Source organism: Flavobacterium sp. Arc2 (assembly GCF_041431385.1).
GTDB lineage: Bacteria > Bacteroidota > Bacteroidia > Flavobacteriales > Flavobacteriaceae > Flavobacterium.
Window position 1 is genome coordinate 52,262 of the sequence record NZ_JASMRH010000019.1, and the last position, 19,129, is coordinate 71,390.

General features: G+C 34.8%; 18 protein-coding genes. 13 read left to right on the forward strand and 5 right to left on the reverse strand.

Annotated features, from left to right (window positions below):
* Positions 1-271 precede the first annotated feature (271 nt).
* From QO182_RS13705 to QO182_RS13740, 8 genes are all read left to right on the forward strand, one after another.
* Complete coding sequence (locus QO182_RS13705; protein ID WP_371562204.1) at positions 272-844, forward strand: nucleotide exchange factor GrpE; 573 nt, start codon at positions 272-274, stop codon at positions 842-844.
* 57 nt (positions 845-901) lie between these two features.
* Positions 902-2,026, forward strand: a complete 1,125-nt coding sequence (dnaJ, locus tag QO182_RS13710; RefSeq protein ID WP_371538834.1) for a molecular chaperone DnaJ — start codon at positions 902-904, stop codon at positions 2,024-2,026.
* 128 nt (positions 2,027-2,154) lie between these two features.
* Entirely contained in the window at positions 2,155-3,078 is a 924-nt protein-coding gene (locus QO182_RS13715) for an ABC transporter ATP-binding protein (RefSeq protein WP_371538836.1), read from the forward strand.
* Between the two features lie 68 nt (positions 3,079-3,146).
* Positions 3,147-4,463, forward strand: coding sequence for an ABC transporter permease (locus QO182_RS13720; protein WP_371538838.1), 1,317 nt, complete (start codon positions 3,147-3,149; stop codon positions 4,461-4,463).
* A 75-nt stretch (positions 4,464-4,538) separates the two neighbouring features.
* Positions 4,539-5,702, forward strand: coding sequence for a sigma-54-dependent transcriptional regulator (locus QO182_RS13725; protein ID WP_371562206.1), 1,164 nt, complete (start codon positions 4,539-4,541; stop codon positions 5,700-5,702).
* Positions 5,703-5,774: 72 nt separating this feature from the next.
* Entirely contained in the window at positions 5,775-6,428 is a 654-nt protein-coding gene (locus tag QO182_RS13730; protein WP_371538843.1) for a DEAD/DEAH box helicase, read from the forward strand.
* A gap of 16 nt (positions 6,429-6,444) precedes the next feature.
* On the forward strand, positions 6,445-6,663 hold the full coding sequence (locus tag QO182_RS13735; protein ID WP_091431049.1) for a DUF2007 domain-containing protein: 219 nt from the start codon (positions 6,445-6,447) through the stop codon (positions 6,661-6,663).
* 99 nt (positions 6,664-6,762) lie between these two features.
* Positions 6,763-7,560: a Cof-type HAD-IIB family hydrolase gene (locus QO182_RS13740; RefSeq protein WP_371538847.1), complete on the forward strand. Its 798-nt coding sequence runs from the start codon at positions 6,763-6,765 to the stop codon at positions 7,558-7,560.
* 5 nt (positions 7,561-7,565) lie between these two features.
* On the opposite strand, the gene QO182_RS13745 is transcribed toward QO182_RS13740, so the two are convergent.
* A complete protein-coding gene (locus QO182_RS13745; protein WP_371538849.1) occupies positions 7,566-8,150 on the reverse strand; it encodes a hypothetical protein in 585 nt (194 codons plus the stop codon).
* A 7-nt stretch (positions 8,151-8,157) separates the two neighbouring features.
* On the reverse strand, positions 8,158-9,774 hold the full coding sequence (locus tag QO182_RS13750; RefSeq protein WP_371562208.1) for an ABC transporter substrate-binding protein: 1,617 nt from the start codon (positions 9,772-9,774) through the stop codon (positions 8,158-8,160).
* Positions 9,775-9,861: 87 nt separating this feature from the next.
* On the opposite strand from QO182_RS13750, the gene mtaB reads away from it, so the two are divergent.
* On the forward strand, positions 9,862-11,190 hold the full coding sequence (gene mtaB / locus QO182_RS13755; protein ID WP_371562210.1) for a tRNA (N(6)-L-threonylcarbamoyladenosine(37)-C(2))-methylthiotransferase MtaB: 1,329 nt from the start codon (positions 9,862-9,864) through the stop codon (positions 11,188-11,190).
* A 126-nt stretch (positions 11,191-11,316) separates the two neighbouring features.
* Here mtaB and QO182_RS13760 read toward each other — a convergent pair whose 3' ends face one another.
* Complete coding sequence (locus tag QO182_RS13760; RefSeq protein WP_371538858.1) at positions 11,317-12,033, reverse strand: 3-ketoacyl-ACP reductase; 717 nt, start codon at positions 12,031-12,033, stop codon at positions 11,317-11,319.
* Between the two features lie 186 nt (positions 12,034-12,219).
* On the opposite strand from QO182_RS13760, the gene QO182_RS13765 reads away from it, so the two are divergent.
* Complete coding sequence (locus QO182_RS13765; protein WP_371562212.1) at positions 12,220-13,089, forward strand: L,D-transpeptidase; 870 nt, start codon at positions 12,220-12,222, stop codon at positions 13,087-13,089.
* A gap of 11 nt (positions 13,090-13,100) precedes the next feature.
* On the opposite strand, the gene QO182_RS13770 is transcribed toward QO182_RS13765, so the two are convergent.
* A complete protein-coding gene (locus QO182_RS13770) occupies positions 13,101-13,937 on the reverse strand; it encodes a hypothetical protein (protein WP_371562214.1) in 837 nt (278 codons plus the stop codon).
* 182 nt (positions 13,938-14,119) lie between these two features.
* Between QO182_RS13770 and QO182_RS13775 the strand changes: the two genes are divergently transcribed.
* The 3 genes from QO182_RS13775 to QO182_RS13785 all read left to right on the forward strand — a co-directional run bounded on the left by QO182_RS13775 (position 14,120) and on the right by QO182_RS13785 (position 18,430).
* On the forward strand, positions 14,120-15,001 hold the full coding sequence (locus QO182_RS13775) for a PPK2 family polyphosphate kinase (RefSeq protein ID WP_371562216.1): 882 nt from the start codon (positions 14,120-14,122) through the stop codon (positions 14,999-15,001).
* Between the two features lie 129 nt (positions 15,002-15,130).
* Positions 15,131-16,573 carry a hypothetical protein gene (locus QO182_RS13780; protein ID WP_371562218.1) on the forward strand — a complete coding sequence of 481 codons (1,443 nt, stop codon included), beginning with the start codon at positions 15,131-15,133 and terminating at the stop codon, positions 16,571-16,573.
* Between the two features lie 93 nt (positions 16,574-16,666).
* Complete coding sequence (locus QO182_RS13785) at positions 16,667-18,430, forward strand: cytochrome-c peroxidase (protein WP_371562220.1); 1,764 nt, start codon at positions 16,667-16,669, stop codon at positions 18,428-18,430.
* A 78-nt stretch (positions 18,431-18,508) separates the two neighbouring features.
* Here the strand turns inward: QO182_RS13785 and QO182_RS13790 are convergent, their stop codons facing one another.
* Positions 18,509-19,078, reverse strand: coding sequence for a hypothetical protein (locus QO182_RS13790; protein WP_371538873.1), 570 nt, complete (start codon positions 19,076-19,078; stop codon positions 18,509-18,511).
* Between the last annotated feature and the right edge of the window lie 51 nt (positions 19,079-19,129).

The window sequence follows — 19,129 nt, forward strand, 5'->3', positions numbered from 1 at the left end:
AATATAAGGTAATCACGAATTAATAATATTTAGAAACCAACCTAAAATTTGTTTTTAACAGATTAAAAATTTAATCCAGATTAGATCCAGCAACAAACTTATAGAAACTAAAGTGTAATAGTCTTAAAATTTTATTAAAATTTAAATTAATATTAAAAAGATAAGCTATAGTGTTCTCCATTATAAATAGTTGCTATTAAAAAAAAGAATGACAATTTGACATTTAGTGAGAATTGGCAGTACTTTTGCAATTCAAAGAAAAGTGTAAAAAATGAAGTTTAAGAATATTTTTAAAAATACGGGTAATATGACTACTGAAAATACAGAAATCGATAAAGAGATGGATGATGTAACATTAGATAACAATGCGGCTGAAGAGCAAATTGTTGCTGATGAGTTAAGTGTTGAAGAGCAATTGACGCAAGACTTAGCGAAAGAAAAAGATAAATATTTACGATTATTTGCAGAATTTGAAAATTATAAAAGACGAACTTCAAAAGAACGTATTGACTTGTATAAGACAGCAAATCAAGAAGTTATTTTAGCTATGTTGCCTGTTTTAGATGATTTTGACAGAGCGATGGTCGAAATAGGTAAATCAGATGACCAATTACTTATGAAAGGGGTAGAACTTATTCATGAAAAATTGAAAAGCACTCTAGTTTCAAAAGGATTAGAACAAGTAGAAGTTAAAGCTGGAGATGCATTTGATGCTGATTTTGCTGAAGCAATAACACAAATTCCTGCTCCTAAGATGAAAGGGAAAATTGTAGATGTACTTGAAAAAGGATATAAATTAGGGGATAAAATTATTCGATTTCCTAAAGTTGTTATAGGACAATAATGTAGACAAGTGTAAACGCAATTATTTGCGTCAATACTTTCACAAGAAAAAATAAAAATGAAAAAAGATTTTTACGAGATATTAGGCATTTCAAAAGGTGCTGATGCAGCAGCGATAAAGAAAGCTTACAGAAAAAAAGCATTAGAGCATCATCCTGACAAAAACCCTGGAGACAAATCGGCAGAAGAAAAGTTCAAAGTAGCTGCTGAAGCGTATGAAGTTTTAAGCGATCCGAACAAAAAAGCAAAATACGATCAATATGGTCATCAAGCTTTTGATGGTTCAGGAGGTTTTGGCGGAGGCGGAGGTCATGCTGGAATGAATATGGATGATATCTTCAGTCAATTTGGTGATATTTTCGGTAGCGCCTTTGGTGGTGGTGGCGGATTTGGCGGCGGCGGCGGAGGCCAACGCAGAACTAAAGGAAGCAATTTACGAATCAAAGTAAAATTGACATTAGAAGAAATTGCAAATGGTGTTGAGAAAAAAGTAAAAGTAAAACGTAAAGTTCAGGCGCCAGGTGTGTCTTATAAAACATGTTCTACCTGTAATGGACAAGGACAAGTAATGCGTGTTACTAATACAATCCTAGGAAGAATGCAATCAGCATCTACCTGTCCTACCTGTGGTGGATCAGGTCAGATTCTAGATAAAAAACCTTCAGAGGCAGATTCTCAAGGGATGATTGTTGAAGATGAAACAGTTTCTATTAAAATTCCTGCGGGTGTAGTTGATGGAATGCAGTTGAAAGTTTCTAATAAAGGAAACGATGCTCCAGGAAACAGTGTTCCAGGTGATTTGATTGTAGCTATCGAAGAATTAGAGCATGAATTTTTGAAGCGTGAAGGAGAGAACTTGCATTATGATTTATACATCAGTTTTCCAGAAGCGGTTCTTGGAGTTTCCAAAGATATTGAAGCTATAAATGGAAAAGTTAGAATCAAACTAGAAGAAGGAATTCAATCTGGTAAGATTCTTAGACTTAAAGGAAAAGGTATTCCAAATATAAATGGCTACGCAAGTGGAGATTTATTAGTGCATGTAAATGTATGGACTCCTAAAACGATAAGTAAAGAGCAAAAGTTATTTTTTGAAAATAATATTAGTGATGAACATTTTATTCCAAATCCTGAAAAATCAGATAAATCATTTTTCGAGAAAGTAAAAGATATGTTCTCTTAATTTTTATAAAGGTTAAAAATTAAATATAAGTTTCCCATCTTTGTGAAAATAAGGGTGGGTTTTTTTATGTAACAATTATATCTATTTCGATACTAATTATTTACTTTTACACAAATTCAAATTTCAGCATGAGTACTCTACTTGAAGTCAATAAAGTCGTAAAACAATATGGCGATTACGTGGCGCTTAACGAAGTTTCATTATCAGTTCCTAAAGGCAGTATTTATGGACTCTTAGGTCCAAATGGTGCAGGAAAAACATCCTTAATCCGAATCATAAATCAAATTACGTTGCCTGATAGTGGTGAGATCATCCTTGATGGTGAAAAACTGCAGCCCAAACACGTACAATATATAGGCTATCTTCCGGAGGAAAGAGGGCTGTATACTAGTATGAAAGTAGGGGAGCAATGTTTGTATTTGGCTCAAATGAAAGGACTGTCAAAAGCAGAAGCCAAAAAGCAATTAGAATATTGGTTTGATAGATTAGGAATTCAAGGTTGGTGGAATAAAAAAATTCAAGAGCTTTCTAAAGGAATGGCTCAAAAAATTCAATTTGTCGTTTGTGTGTTGCACAAACCTAAATTGTTGATTTTTGACGAACCTTTTTCTGGTTTTGATCCTGTTAATGCTAATGTGATTAAAGATGAAATTCTAGCATTGCGAGAAGAGGGTGCTACGATTATATTTTCTACACATCGTATGGAAAGTGTGGAAGAACTGTGTGACCATATAGCACTAATCCACAAATCAAATAAACTGATTGAAGGAAAGTTAGACGATGTGAAAAGACAATTCAAAACTAATAGTTTTGAGGTGGGTATTGTATCTGATAATGTCGAAGGTCTGATGTATGATATCACTCAAAAATTTACTGTAGCTCCAGCGAATTTTAAATCATTGGGCAAAGAATTGAAACTTGAAATCCAATTGGGGAATGCCAAGCCAAATGAATTGCTACAGGTTTTGACGCAAAGGGGGCAAGTGACTCATTTTGTCGAAAAAATTCCAAGTGTCAATGATATCTTTATTCAAACGGTAAGCGAAAAGTAAATAATTTTTAATGTTATAGTTTTAGATTTCTGAAATCTAAAATCGTTAATCATAAATCATAAATCTAAATGAGTATTATTTCATTAATCATAAAAAGAGAGTTTGTTGCCAAAGTGCGTAATAAATCTTTTATTGTTATGACCTTTTTAAGTCCGTTGCTATTTGTGGGTATTGCCGCATTTGTGGGATATTTAAGTTCGATGAAAGCAGAAACGAAGCGAATTGCAATTCATGATGAATCAGGTTTGTTTGTCAAAGAGTTTTTAAAACAAAACAATCCAAAAAGTGAATACAGATACCTTGATTTATCTTTAATTGATGCGAAATTCCTGAAGGATAGTATCACTAATCTAAATTATGAGGGTTTGTTGTTGATTCCGAATACCGCTAATGTTACCGATTTAGAAAATAGAATAAAATTTATATCTAACAGTAGCCCTAGTATTTCGTTTATTGAAAAGGTTCAGGATATCGTTGCTAACAAAATCACTAAAACGAATCTGGAAAAAGCAAATTTAGATACTTTAGCGATTAAAAATGCCCAGTCAAAGGTCAATATAAGCTTGGCGAAAGCCTCAGGAGAGCAAAGTATAAAAGGCCTTAATGAAATAAAAATTGCTATTGGTGGTGGATTTGGTTACCTGATTATGATGTTTATTATCATTTATGGTAATATGGTGATGCGAAGTGTGATAGAAGAAAAAACAAATCGTATTATTGAAATAATCATCTCCTCGGTGAAACCGTTTCAGCTGATGATTGGTAAAATTATCGGAACCTCATTGGCCGGGATTCTGCAGTTTGTTATATGGGCTGTAATAGGGCTTTCACTTATGTTTGCCGCTTCTGTATTTTTTGGCGTTAATGTGGGGCCAACAGCAAGAGTTTCCCCAGAATTAATGGATCAGGCACAGCATCAATTGTCTGGTACCGCACAAATGTATATCAAGGAGTTGTGGAGTTTGCCAATAGCTAGTATATTGATCGGTTTTGTAGTTTATTTCATAGGCGGGTACTTTTTATATAGTTCTTTTTATGCTGCAATTGGTGCTGCTGTTGACAATCAGACCGATTCTCAACAATTCCTTTTGCCTATAATAATGCCTCTAATGCTTAGTGTTTATGTTGGTTTTTTTAGTGTAATGAATGATCCGCACGGTACTTTAGCAATTGTTTTTTCTATGATTCCGCTTACATCGCCTATTGTTATGCTAATGCGAATTCCGTTTGGCGTACCTTTGTGGCAAATTGTCATTTCTGTAAGCCTATTATTTGCGACCTTCTTTTCAGTGGTATGGTTTGCAGCAAAAATATATCGTGTGGGAATCCTGATGTATGGAAAGAAACCGACATGGAAGGAATTGTACAAATGGCTTAAATATTAAAGTTTACTTGGTTGCTTGTTACTTCGTTTAGTTGGAAGAATTGCAGGAAGCCAAATACTAATAATAAAAATAGATATGAGTAAAATATTAATCATAGAAGACGAAGCCGCGATCCGAAGAGTACTTAGTAAAATACTTTCTGAAGAGAACGATACCTATCAGGTTGAAGATGCAGAAGATGGTGTGGCTGGATATGAAAAAATAAAAAATAACGACTACGATCTAGTTTTGTGCGATATAAAGATGCCAAAAATGGATGGTGTTGAATTGCTTGAAGCAGTTAAAAAAATTAAACCAGAAATTCCAATTGTTATGATCTCTGGTCATGGTGATATGGAAACGGCTATAAATACAATGCGATTAGGTGCCTTTGATTATATCTCAAAACCACCAGATTTAAACCGACTATTAAATACGGTTAGAAACGCATTAGATAAAAAACAACTTGTAGCTGAGAATAAGATTTTAAGAAAGAAAGTCAGCAAGAACTACGAAATGATTGGCGAAAGTGAAGCAATAGGTCACATAAAAGTGATGATTGATAAAGTAGCCCAAACAGATGCGCGTGTACTTATAACGGGACCAAATGGAACTGGTAAGGAATTAGTGGCGCATCAGTTGCATGAAAAAAGTGAACGTGCTAATTTTCCTTTAATCGAAGTAAATTGTGCTGCGATTCCTTCTGAATTGATAGAAAGTGAATTGTTTGGACACGTAAAAGGAGCGTTTACATCAGCAGTAAAAGATCGAGCGGGGAAATTTGAAGCTGCCGATAAAGGAACTATTTTCTTGGATGAAATTGGTGATATGAGTCTTTCGGCTCAAGCCAAAGTTTTACGAGCATTACAAGAAAGTGTAATTACAAGAGTAGGAGCAGATAAAGATATTAAAGTGGATGTTCGTGTAATGGCGGCTACCAATAAAGATTTGAAAATAGAGATTGCCGAAGGCCGTTTCCGTGAGGATTTATACCATAGACTGGCTGTAATCTTAATCAAAGTGCCTTCATTGAATGAAAGACGCGAAGATATTCCGATGTTGATTTCTCATTTTGCAGATAAAATTGCTTCTGAGCAAGGAAATGCAGTGAAGAAGTTTTCCGGAGATGCTGTGAAGTTACTTCAGGAATACGACTGGACCGGAAATATTCGGGAATTGCGTAATGTCGTGGAACGTTTGATCATCCTTGGAGGAAGTGAGATTTCTGAAAATGATGTGAAGCTGTTTGCCAGTAAATAAAAATAATTTAATGATTAAAAAACAGAGATTGGGATTCAATTTTGATGTTTTTTACTCTTTCAATCATACCAAATGAAATTAAAGAAAATAAACGAAAAGTTACGAGAAGGATTAGTTGATAACGGTTTAACCGAAGCCAATACTTTGCAAAAAGAAACTTTTTCTACTTTGAAAAGTGGAGCAGATTGTATAATTATCGCACCAAAAGGAAGCGGAAAATCGACTACTATTGTGATCAATGTGATCCAACAGTTAGTTTGTGAGGGGGAGCAATCGCCTCGTGCTTTGATTATCGTTGAAGATAAAGCAAAGGTCTTAGAAATGGAAGCTATCTTTGAAAAATTTGAAAGGTATACTGATTTGGTGGTTTACGGAGTTCACGATAGAGGTGATATGGAATATGATAAAAATTATATTTCTGGTGGTGTTGATGTATTAATTGGGACGCCAATTAAGTTGAATGAAATGTTTACGACTGCAGGTTTTAATGTGAACAGATTGAAAATGTTTATTATTGATGACGCAGATCCTATATTGAAATTACGTCATGAAACTAAACTGATGCGTATGTCTAATAGTATCAATAAAACACAACGGATTATCTTTGCAGACCGACTTTCAGAGCGAATAGAAAGTCTTGCTGATAAAATGATGGTAGAGCCTTATCTATTTGAAATTGAAGAAGGCGAAGAAGAGGATGAGGAAGAAGAAGAGGATACAAAATAACATAAAATAAATTACCATGGGATTAATGAAAGTGTTTTCAGGAAGCGAAATATTAGCATTGGCTTTAAAAGAAAAAATTGAAGCAATTGGCGTAGATGTAGTGAAGAAAGACAATATCCAGTCAGCAAGATTGGCAGGTTTTGGAAGCTCAGGATCGGCTGTTGAGCTTTTTGTTCAGGAAACTGAGTATGGCAAAGTGAGCCCTGTGATTGAAGAATTTAGACTTAGTATTTAATACTTGTCTGTTGCTTTAAATATAGAACCCTTGATGCTTTTCTTTGCATCAGGGTTTTCTTTTTAAAACTAGATTCGAATTATAAATTATAAAGAATATATGAAATACAAAATGTTGGTTTTAGACATGGATGATACCTTGTTGACAGATGACCATAAAATTTCGGAAGAGAATAAAGAAATGCTTTCAAGAGCACAGGAGCTAGGTGTTTATGTGATTCTGGCATCAGGGAGACCAACTCCTGCAATGACTGCTTATGCCAAAGAGTTGAAGTTGGATAATTCCTATATGATATCTTATAACGGAGCAGTAATTTCTGATTTAAAAGAGGACAAAGTAATTTTTGAACAAACCTTGACCCAGGAACAAATACACGAGTTGTATGATTATAGTCTAAAAAGCAAAACCCACATCATTACATATCTTGATGGTAAAGTAGTGAGTGAAACAAATTCAGAGTATATAGACATTGAGCTAAATATTACAGGATTAGTACACAATAAAGTGTTGGACTTTAAAGCGGCTGTTAATTCATCGGCTGTGAAATGTATTTTACTGGAAGAACCAAGTTATTTGAAAGAAGTTGAAAAGGACTTGAAACTAGCCATGCCTCATTTGAGCGTGAGTATGTCAAAGCCTTTTTTCCTCGAAGTGGCACAAAATGGTATAGACAAAGCCGCAAGCATAAAGATATTAGCAGAGAAACTGGGTATTCACCAAAGCGAAATCATCGCTGTAGGAAATGCAGGAAATGATTTGACAATGATAGAATATGCTGGACTTGGTGTTTGGGTCGATAACGTAACCCCTGAATTAAGAGGCAGAGCAAATGTTATTGTCGCGTCAAATAATGATCATGGTGTTGCTGAGGTAGTACGTAGATTTATTTTGAATTAGAGATTTTATTTCTTTTTCTTAGGTGGTTTGCAACTTTTACAAAAATCAGGATAGCTCTCAATTTGTTTTAAGACTTCGGTATGCAGCGCAGCAAGTTTTGTTGTATCAGTACCCATATTAGTATTTTTTGCTGCCATGCCATGCTCTTCGGTATATTCCTTTTGTATTTGGTCGTATAGGACTTTTAAAAAACTAATGTCAGAAAAAGTTCCTTTCTGCTCGTAGATTTCTTTGCGCAATTTACGAGCATAGAGTTCAGACAAGTCAAATTCATAACGAGCAAAATCCAGTAGTTTGTTAGCTGTAATAGCATCGGGAGCAATTACAGATCCTGCATCCCGTTGGAAAGAGCAGTTTACTTTAGAGTTGAAATTTTTGGTAAACATAAACTCTATATTACTCATCATGAATCCAAAATCAAGGCTTGAAGCAGTATGGATGCTACTGATGGTAACTCCACTTCCAATTTGTGTAGCTTGTGATTGAAAATCTGATAATTGCAGTTGGTATATACCGTCCCATTCAATACTATTTTGAGCATTTGCAGTTAGGACGTGAAAAAAAATAAAGAATATAATAGCTTTTTTCATTTGTTTATTACGATTTAGGGATGTTCTTTTTTACTTTTTTCAAACTCAACAAATTCAACGGATTAATTCCTAAGCCGCTCACCTCTTTTCTGGTGAATCTGGCTACTTTGTCATAGAAGAGTGGGATTATTGGTGCTTGATCAATAATAATTTTGTCCATTTTTTGGTATAAAACATAACGTTTTTGGTCGTCAGTTTCCTTGAATGCCTGTTCGTATAAACGATCAAATTCCTCGTTTTTAAAATGGGTATAGTTTGGCCCATTTGGAGAGAAATTTTTGCTGTAAAAAAGGGATAAATAATTCTCGGCATCGGGATAATCAGCAATCCAACTCGCTCTGAAAAAAGAAACTTTTCCAGTAGAAATAGCTTGGCGCAACGTAGAAGGAGGACTAATATCTACTTGAACGTCAAGCCCAATTTTTTGCCACTCCCTCTGTAAAAATTCTCCAATGTCTACATAAGAAGCATTAGTACTTAATTGAATTACGGGGTTTTTATCTCCAGTAGCTTTCTTGTATTCATTCACTAACTTTTTTGCTTTTTCGATATCATAGCTGTATCCTTTAGCGTTATTAAAACTGGGTAAACCCGCAGGAATAATCCCGTTTACTGCTGGCGTTCCCATGTTATTTCGCAAATAAGTAATCATTTTTTGGCGGTCGAAACCGTAATTCATGGCTTGGCGAATACGCAAGTCTAATACAGCTTTGTCGTCGCCGTCCATTCTAAACCCAAGGTACTCTGTATTAAGATAGGGCCCAGTAATTAGGTTGATCTCATTTTTGTATTTGGGTTGTAGCTCTCCTGTTTGTGTCAGAATATCATCTTTGTAGGAAGGATCAAGACCTGAGGTGAAATCTAATTTACCTTGTATGAATTGTAGAAATCCACTTTGCTTGTCTGGTAAAAAAGTAATGGCAACGGCTTCCAGATAAGGCAGCGCATTTCCCTCTTCGTCTTTTTCGTAAAATAAAGGGTTTTTTCTTAAGACCAGTTTTACGTTTTCTTCCCATAATTTCAATTGGAAAGGGCCAGTTCCTATTGGATGTGAACGAAAATCGCTTCCATAATGGGATACAACTTCTTTTGGAACTACTGATGCATATTTCATCGTCATTAACCCCAGGAAAGCAGGAAAAGGTTTGATTAGTTTGATTTCAAAAACACTGTCGTTTTTTGCTTTGAAGCTGTCTACGTTTTGTAGAACCCAACCACCAGGAGAAGCGACTTTCTCGTCTAATAATCGGTTTAAGCTGTATTCAAAATCGGAGGCCGTTACAGTTCTAGTGCTGTCTTTACCAAATAAAATGTGTTTTTGGAAATAGATATCATTTCGCAATGTAAAAGTATAGGTTTTTGCATCGGGAGAAATAGTCCATGATTTGGCAATATCGGGTTGGATATTTAATTTTTCATCCAGTTGAAGCAAACCATTGAAAATGTGGTTGCAAGCCCATATATTCGATTGAACTTTTGAGAAAGCGGGGTCAAGAGAAGTAATATTAGAACTTTCATTGTAGCGAAAAACAAGATGATCTTTATTTTCTGTACTGTCTTTTCCACAGGAAAGAAATGTTAATACAATACAAAGCGTTGATATATAGTGAATTATTGATTTCATTTTAAAGAATATTGTACGTAAATTTGCAAACTCTTTTTACAAAGATGTAAATATAATAAGTTACTACTAAAAACGTAGTTTATCCCTATGGAAAACAGAAAAAAAGTTGCCTTTTATACGCTTGGTTGCAAACTGAATTTTTCAGAAACCTCTACGATTGCGAGAAATTTTGAAGATGAAGGTTTTGATCGTGTTGACTTTGAAGAAGTCGCTGATATGTACGTAATCAATACGTGCTCCGTTACTGAAAATGCCGACAAGCAGTTCAAGCAAGTGGTCAAGAAAGCAATGAAGCTCAATAATAAAGCCTTTGTAGCCGCTGTGGGTTGTTATGCACAGTTGAAACCGGAAGAATTAGCTGCAGTTGATGGAGTTGATTTGGTTCTTGGAGCTACAGAAAAATTTAAAATTACTGATTATATCAATGATTTGTCCAAAAATGATTTCGGCGAAGTACATTCTTGCGAGATAGCTGATGCTGATTTTTATGTGGGCAGTTACTCGATAGGTGACAGAACCCGTGCTTTCTTGAAAGTGCAGGATGGCTGTGATTATAAATGTACCTATTGCACGATTCCGCTTGCCAGAGGGATTTCCAGAAGTGACGAATTGAATAATGTTTTGAAAAATGCTTATGAAATTTCGCAGCAGAATATCAAAGAAATTGTTCTTACTGGAGTAAATATTGGAGATTACGGAAAAGGGGAATTTGGAAACAAAAAACATGAGCACACGTTCTTAGAACTGGTTCAGGAATTAGACAAAGTAGAGGGGATTGAGCGTTTGCGAATTTCTTCAATTGAGCCTAATTTATTGAAAAATGAAACTATAGAATTTGTTTCGAAAAGTAGAACTTTTGTGCCTCATTTTCATATTCCGTTGCAATCTGGAAGTAATGCTATTCTCAAATTGATGAAACGTCGTTACCAACGTGAAATATACACTGAAAGGGTAAATAAGATTAGAGAAGTGATGCCTCATGCTTGTATTGGCGTGGATGTGATTGTAGGTTTTCCTGGAGAAACTGACGAACATTTCTTAGAAACGTATCGTTACTTAAATGAAATGGATATTTCTTATTTGCATGTTTTCAAGTATTCTGAACGTGATAATACGGAAGCAGCAGAAATGGGTGGAGTTGTGCCTGAAAATGTACGGGTAAAAAGAAGTAAAATGATGCGTGGATTATCGGTTAAGAAACGCCGTTCTTTCTATGAAAGCCAGTTGGGAAGCACGAGGACAGTTCTTTTTGAAAGTGAAAATAAAGAGGGTTACATTCATGGTTTTACAGAAAACTATGTAAAAGTAAAAACGCCTTGGAATCCAGAATTAGTGAATACGTTGCATGAAATTAACTTGACTACAATTGATAGTGATGGTAGCGTTAGAATGGAATTTGTAGCGGTTGAGGCCTAAGTATTTTAAAATAATTATAATTTAAACTATTAAGAGATTAAGAAAATTAAGGTAAAACTTAATGAACTTAATCTCTTAATGGTTTTTTTATTTAAGTCAAAGTCTTTTTGACCTTTGTATAAGTTATTATGGGTTTGTTGACCAAATTCCTGCGTCTTTAATAAATACGCGTCGGTTTAATTTTAACTGAGCAACGATTAATTCAGCTACATCCTCAGCTTGCATTACGTTTTCAGGGTTTCCGTCAGTTAATTTTAAATCTTTAGCCATTTCGGTAGCCACTGTACTTGGGGTTAAAGCCGTAACACGAATGTTGTGTTTGCGAACTTCCTGCATTAACGATTCAGTTAGACCTAAAAGGGCAAATTTAGAAGCACTGTAGGCACTAGTCAATGCATTTCCTTTCAATCCTGCAGTAGAAGAAATATTTATGATGTCTCCAGTTTGTCTTTCGATCATATTAGGTAAAACCGCGCGGGTTATATAATAAGTTCCCATTAAATTCACCTGAATGATGCGCTCCCATGTTTTAGGTTCTAATTCTAAAAACTTACCAAAAGCGGCAATTCCTGCACTATTGATTAATATGTCAATGGTTTTAAATTTATCTAAAGCTTCTGCTACTGCTGTATCTACCGAACTCATATCAGCGACATCAACTGTAACTGCTAATGATTTCACACCTAATTTATTTACTTCATCAGCTACCTCGTCTAAATCAGATTGGGTGCGTGACATTAAAATTACATTCACGCCTTCTTTTGCCAATGCGATAGCGATTGCTTTACCAATTCCTTTTCCTGCACCTGTGATTAGTGCATTTTTGTTTTTTAAGTCAATCATTGTGTTCAAATTTTAGTTTGTTATCAGCAAAGTTAAGCCATTCTATTTTTTTAATGGCAGAACAGAAAGTAAATAAAAAGTTAATTTCTAAGGGGACGAAAATATTTAAATTTGATAAATTATTCAAATAATTATGTAACACTTAAACTGCTGAAATTGGTGAGTTTTGTAGTATAAATAATAACTATGAAAAAATTAACCCTTCTTTTTAATATTAGTGTCATGATTCTTTTTGTCTCATGCAAACAACAAGCTCAAACTGAGGTAGAAACTGTTGAAAGCGATCCAATAATTAAACGAGTAGAACCAAAAAGTGTTTCTTATCATTTAGAAAACACGAAACAGTGGTTGGCTGCACATGATAAAGATGCTAAAATGCTTCGAATAGCTTATGCTATTAACCGAACCGATGCAACCAACTTGAAGCAAAGGGATTCGATTATAATTCCAGGGGATATGAGTGGAGATGTTGAATTCTATCTTCCATTCCCAATGACTGTTTCGTACTTAAAAGACGTAAAGAAAATCATCTTTTTTTCTTATCCCACACAAACATTTGCTGCTTATGAAAAAGGGCAATTGATTTATGCCGGACCCACTAATATGGGGAGTGAAAAGCACAAAACACCAACTGGGCTCTTTTTTACCAATTGGAAAGCAGAGGAAACAACAAGTACATTTGATGATGAGTGGGATTTACGTTGGAATTTTAACGTAGAGAATAAATTAGGTGTGGGATGGCATCAATATAGCTTACCGGGTTATCCGGCGTCTCATTCTTGTTTGAGACTTCAGGAGACGGATGCTAAATACTTATATGATTGGGCTGATGAATGGCAATTAGCCGATCCAGAAACCGTTAAAGTAAAAGGGACTCCTGTGATTGTTTTTGGTAGTTATGATTTTGGTGCACCTAGACCATGGCTACAATTAGTTACTGATCCAAAAGTATTAGCTATTTCAGAAAGTGAAATTGAGAAACAAACATCGCCTTTTTTAAGTGATATTCTAAAAGAACAGAAGAACCGAGACGCAACTCAGTCTACTAAGAAATAAAAAATGTCTCGTTATTTGAGGTCTACACTTAGTTTGTAAATCTTACTTTCTAAGACAGCTGTGTCTGTATCCTCACAAATTAAAAACTGGATTTGGTTCTTGGTTTTTGAAAATAAGGTTAGCCCTTCAAATTTATTTGTTGGGCTAATTTTTTTTGTAAAATCTATCTTCATGGTCTCTAAATCAATGCGACCAATGGTGCTTCCCATAATTTCTCCATCATCATAAGTAGAGGAAGTGTTTTCGGCTGTAGCCAAGAAATAAATTTTATCGTCAACGAGAATAGCATCAGTAAAACTGGTACGAACGCCTTTTATTTTGGGCAATTTGTACTCGTTAGAAATTAAGCTAAATTCTTCATTTAGTTTTTTAGCGTGCAAAGTATAAATGACATTCTTATTATTGCTTCCATTGGCACGGTTAAAGAAATACCAATTTTCGCCATCATAAATAGCACCTTCTAAATTAAAATCTTGTGGTTTGATATTCCCAAAACTCTGCATGACCGCATACAAATCAACTAAATTATTAGTAGAGGCTTTTTTTCTTGTTTTTAAATCAAATTGGATCATCGCATTCCTTTTTTCGGTGGATCCCGAACCGAAGATATAAAGCGTGTCTTGAAAATGAGTGATCGACTCAAAGTCGGGTTTATCCTTTTTTGGAATGTTATCGCTCGGATTTTGCAAGAGTGGGTATTTGTTAAGGCTAGTGTCAGTGATGTTGTATTCGTATAAAAAGCCACTGTTGTCCCCTATTAAGAAAAGAGAATTGCCTTGAAAAAAAAGCCCTGACGCAGAACCGATACCGATAATCGTTGTGAATAATTCTAATGTAAATTTTTTCATAGTTTGAAGTTGAAACCGAAAAGCCCTAGCCCAGATAGCAGCGAAAATCCTATTGTGCGAGTCCCGATACTTCGGGGCGGTACAATAGATTGTAGCGGATAGCTGGAAAAAGCTTCAAAAAATCATCAAGACTAATCCTGATTTTTTGTTATATTTGAGAAAGTAAAGATAAAATATTTCTTATGAAGTCTATTGATCCCGATGATTTTAAAGTGACAGGCAAAATTGATTTGTCTAAAATTCCTACGAACCTATATAACAAAGCCAGTGATGATGATAAGGAGGAGAAATTAGATAAGGTGCAAGAGAAGTTGAGTGCATTGCAGGATGTGATGTATGCGCATAATCGTTATGGCGTTTTGATTTGTCTACAAGGAATGGATACTTCTGGAAAGGATAGTTTGATTAGGGAAGTTTTTAAGGAATTCAATCCGCGTGGAGTAGAGGTTTATAGTTTTAAAACGCCAAATTCGACAGAGCTGGAACATGATTATTTATGGAGGCATTATCTTGCTTTGCCTGAAAAAGGGAAATTTGCCGTTTTTAACAGAACGCATTACGAGAATGTTTTAGTGACTCGCGTGCATCCTGAATATATATTGAACGAAAATTTACCAGGCATTGAGAAAGTCGAAGATATTACGCCTCAGTTTTGGGAAAACAGAATGGAGCAAATTAATAATTTTGAAAAGCATATTACTCAAAACGGAACAATTGTAATGAAGTTTTACTTCCATATGAGTAAGGAGGAGCAGCGTCAACGCTTGTTGAGAAGACTGGAAGAAGAGGAACACCACTGGAAATTCTCGCCAGGGGATTTAAAAGAGCGGGAACACTGGGATGAATATATGCAATATTATCAGGAGGCGATTAATAAAACGGCTACTGAAAATGCGCCTTGGTATATTATTCCTTCTGACGATAAGGATATGGCTCGATATATAGTTGCCAAAATTATCTGGGAAGAAATGCAGAAACATATAGATATAAAAGAGCCGGAATTAGATGATAAGGTAAAAGCTAATTTTCAGATGTATAAAGATATGCTGAAGAAAGAAAAGTAAGTTTTTGAGTGTTAAGTTAATGTTTTTAAATATTGGAAAACGGACAAAACATTTATGTTTTAGTAATGTTTTGTTGGTTTCCTATTAAAGTATGGGCTGTTTCTTTGCTTCGAACAAAAAAACAACCAAATGAAAAAAATTATTCTTCCATTACTATTATTAACGTCATTATTATCTTGTAATGATGACGGAACGGCTACAAAAACTGACGTTGTATTAGCAAGTCAATCCGTAACTCCAGTTTTATTAAAAAAACAAGCGGGATTTGAAAATTTAGAATTGTTCTCTTTAATTACTTCGGATGATGTTTTACCAGCGAGTCCAAATTTCGTTTTTGGAGGGTCAGCTGATGGATCAGGTTTACTGAAAAATGCTGATGGGACTTTTACTTTTTTAGTAAATAACGAAGATAACTTTTCAGTTTCAAGAATTACACTTGACAAAACTTTCAAGCCTGTAAAAGGGGAGTACTTATTGAATTCTAATGGGGGAACCTGGAGATTGTGTGGTGCCACTATGGCAACTCCTGCAGAACACGGTTTTGGGCCATTGTATTTAACTTGTGGAGAGTCTGGTCAAGAATCACGTACGCATGGGCTAGATCCTTATGCTGACGCAGGAACAAATAGTGTCTCAAAAGAATTAGCTGGTTTAGGACGTTTAAGTGCTGAAAACGCTTTGCCACTAAGAGCAACTGCATTTGCTGGTAAAACGGTGGTAGTTATAGGTGATGACGATTCAGGAACTTATGGAGGTCAATTATTTATGTATGTTTCAAATACTGTTGGAGATCTAGCAAATGGATCATTATACATGATGAAAAGAAATGATGACAACCAAAGAGAAAAAGATATGGTTACTAATCAAAGTTATGGAGTTTCATTTGTGAAAATTGATAATCACACTACTTTAACAGGAGCGCAAATTAATGCTTCAGTGAATACATTGAAAGCCATAAAATTTGGTAGAGTTGAAGACTTAGATTATCGCAAAGGAGGAAAGGATGCTGATCGCGAATTGTATTTTAATGTTACAGGACAAAATATTTCAGGGACTAATGCTGATGCTTCCAGAACTAAATACGGAAGAGTTTACAAATTAAATTTAGATGCCAAAGACCCTTTAAAAGGAACGTTAGAAGTTGTTCTTGACGGAGATAACCGTACAGGAATAGCGGGTAAGTTTCAAAACCCAGATAATATATGTGTTACTAAAAACTATGTATATGTTCAAGAAGATGCTAATGGGTATGGAGATGAAACTCATGATGGTTATATCTACCAATACAATATTGCTACTAAACAATTAAAAGTAGTTTTTGAATTGGATCACCGTCGTACTGCAGCTGATGCGGCAAAGTATAATGTAGGTGGTACTTCAAGTTTTGGAGATTGGGAATATGGTGCATTAATAGATGTTTCAGAGCAATTAGGAATCGATGACACCTTTTTATTAAGTGTTCAACCACATACTTGGACAGGTGATAAATACAAAGGAGTTGATGGAGGAACAGGTCGTCCTAATGAAAATCAAGCTAGCCAGATAGTATTAATCAAAGGATTAGCCAGATAATTACTTAATATACTAAAATTTATAAAGCCTACAGTTTCTTAATTGGAACTGGGGCTTTTGGCTTTCAAAATTATCTCTAGTTGTTTTATTATTATGAAAAAATATTTTCCCTTATTCCTATTATTTGTTTTATTCTCTTGTCAGAAAAAAGAAAAATCACAAGAAATAAAAGACTTGTATAAAATAGACATTCAGCACGTACTACAAGAAGTTGAAAACTTGCAAACAGCAGTAATTGCAAATGAAAGTGAGCAGCAGTTGCAGCAGCAATTTTTAAAAGCGCATGAGCAGTATAAAACTATTGAATTATTGAGCGAGTATTATTTTCCGTCAGTTACTAAGGCTGTAAATGGGCCTGCAATTCCTGAATTTGAGGAAAATGACGGGAAGCTGATTGCACCAGAAGGGTTTCAGGTAATCGAAGAGTTAGTGTTTCCTGTTTTTGAGCGACAATCAAAAGAAGAGCTTTTAAAACAAATAGGAATTCTTACTGCAAATTTAAAGCGTATTCAAAAAATAGCAGATACAAATACATTAACCGATGCGCATATTTTTGATGCAATGCGTTTAGAAGTTTTTAGAATTGTGACCTTAGGAATTACTGGTTTTGACTCACCTATTGCTAAAAACTCTATTCCGGAAGTTATTCCGGCTCTACAAGCTATCCAGCGTTATTTTAAGGTTTATGCTCATAATAATGGAGAAGTATCATTAGTTTTAAAAACGATAGATAGCGGCATCAATTCATTAAAGGAGAATACAAATTTTGACAGTTTTGACCGTGCTTCCTTTATCTTGAACACTGCTAATCCATTAAGTAGAAGTTTGTATCAGGCTCAGATGAAGTTAGGTATTCCTGTTTTTAAAGAAGTAAGAGGTTTACGAACAACTGCTCAAACACTGTTTGATAAAAATGCTTTTGATCCTGAAGCTTTCTCAGGTTTTCCTGATTATAAAACAACCCCAGAAAAAATAGCCTTAGGGGAATTGTTGTTTAATGATTCTATTTTATCAGGAGATAACAGCAGGTCTTGTACTTCTTGCCATCATGCTGATAAAGCATTTACTGACGGAATGGAAAAAGCAGTTTCATTTGACGGCAAAACAGTGGTAAAAAGAAATACTCCAACCCTTAGAAATATCGCCTTTCAGCGTACTTTTTTTGCAGATTCAAAAGTTAATTATCTTGAGGACCAAGCCATAGCAGTAATTACAAATAAAGAAGAAATGCATGGGGATATGGAAGAGTCTGCAGTAAAAATTAAAACAAATAAAGAGTATGTTAAGTACTTTAAAAAAGCTTTTCCCAATAAAGAAATTAATGCTTTTACTATAAAAAATGCTTTAGGTTCTTACATACGATCACTGAGTAATTATGATGCTAAGTTTGACGGTTATCTGCGTGGAGAACTTTTATTTACCCCTGATGAGAAGGCTGGTTTTAATATTTTTGCCGGAAAGGGTAAATGTGCAAGTTGCCATTTTATTCCTTTGACTAACGGAACCGTACCACCACATTTTGATCGGTCAGAAAGTGAAGTGTTAGGCGTGCCAGATAAAAACAATAAGTTAGATAGCGATTTAGGTAAATATAGGGTTACAAAAGCAAGCATACATAAATACTCGTTTAAAACACCAACATTAAGAAACATAACATTGACAGCGCCATACATGCATAACGGAGTATTTAAAACACTAGACGAAGTAGTTGATTTTTATAACGAAGCAGGAGGAGAGGGACTTGGTTTTAATCTTGATAATCAGACATTGCCAATAGATAAATTAAGTTTAACAGACTTAGAGAAAAAACAGCTTGTTGCTTTTATGAAGACGCTTTCTGACCGCGATAGTAATTAATAATAGTTTTCATAAAAATCTAAAACAAAAAAAATGCTCTGAAATTCAGAGCATTTTTTTTACTAATTCAGAATTGTATTATAGTTCAAAGCCGTAAGCTAAACGTACACCAATTTGTCCAACACCTTTTCCTGTAGTTCCATTGTTGTTCACTGTTCTAAAATCAGAATAGTGCTCGTAACGTAATGAAACGTCAATGTATTTAGATGCATAACCAATACTTGGCGCTAAGATTAAAGAAGTTTGGTCAAAACCGTTCGTAACTGCAAATGCAGCACCAGCTTCTCCCATTACATAAAATTCGTCATTCCAAACGAATGCTTTAAAACCTACTTTAGCTGGAATGAATCCTAAATCTTTTCCAGTAGCTTCACCTGGAAATGCATCAGCTTCACTTACAAAAAGATTTGTAAAACCAGTAGTTAAAGTTAAAGAGTATCTTTTTGTTAAATCATATTGTAATCTTGCATCTGCACCCAAAGCTAATTTATATGGGTCCTTAGTAGCATATCCACCACTAACACCAAATCCTAATTTAAAACCTTGATCGTAATTTTTTACTGCTGTGTCTTGTGCTTGTGCATTATTTGCAAACATCATTGATACTGCAAATACAAATAACATTTTAATTTTTCCTGTAACTTTCATAATCGTATTAATTGGGTTATATAATATGTCTTTTTTGAGATGCTTAATTAC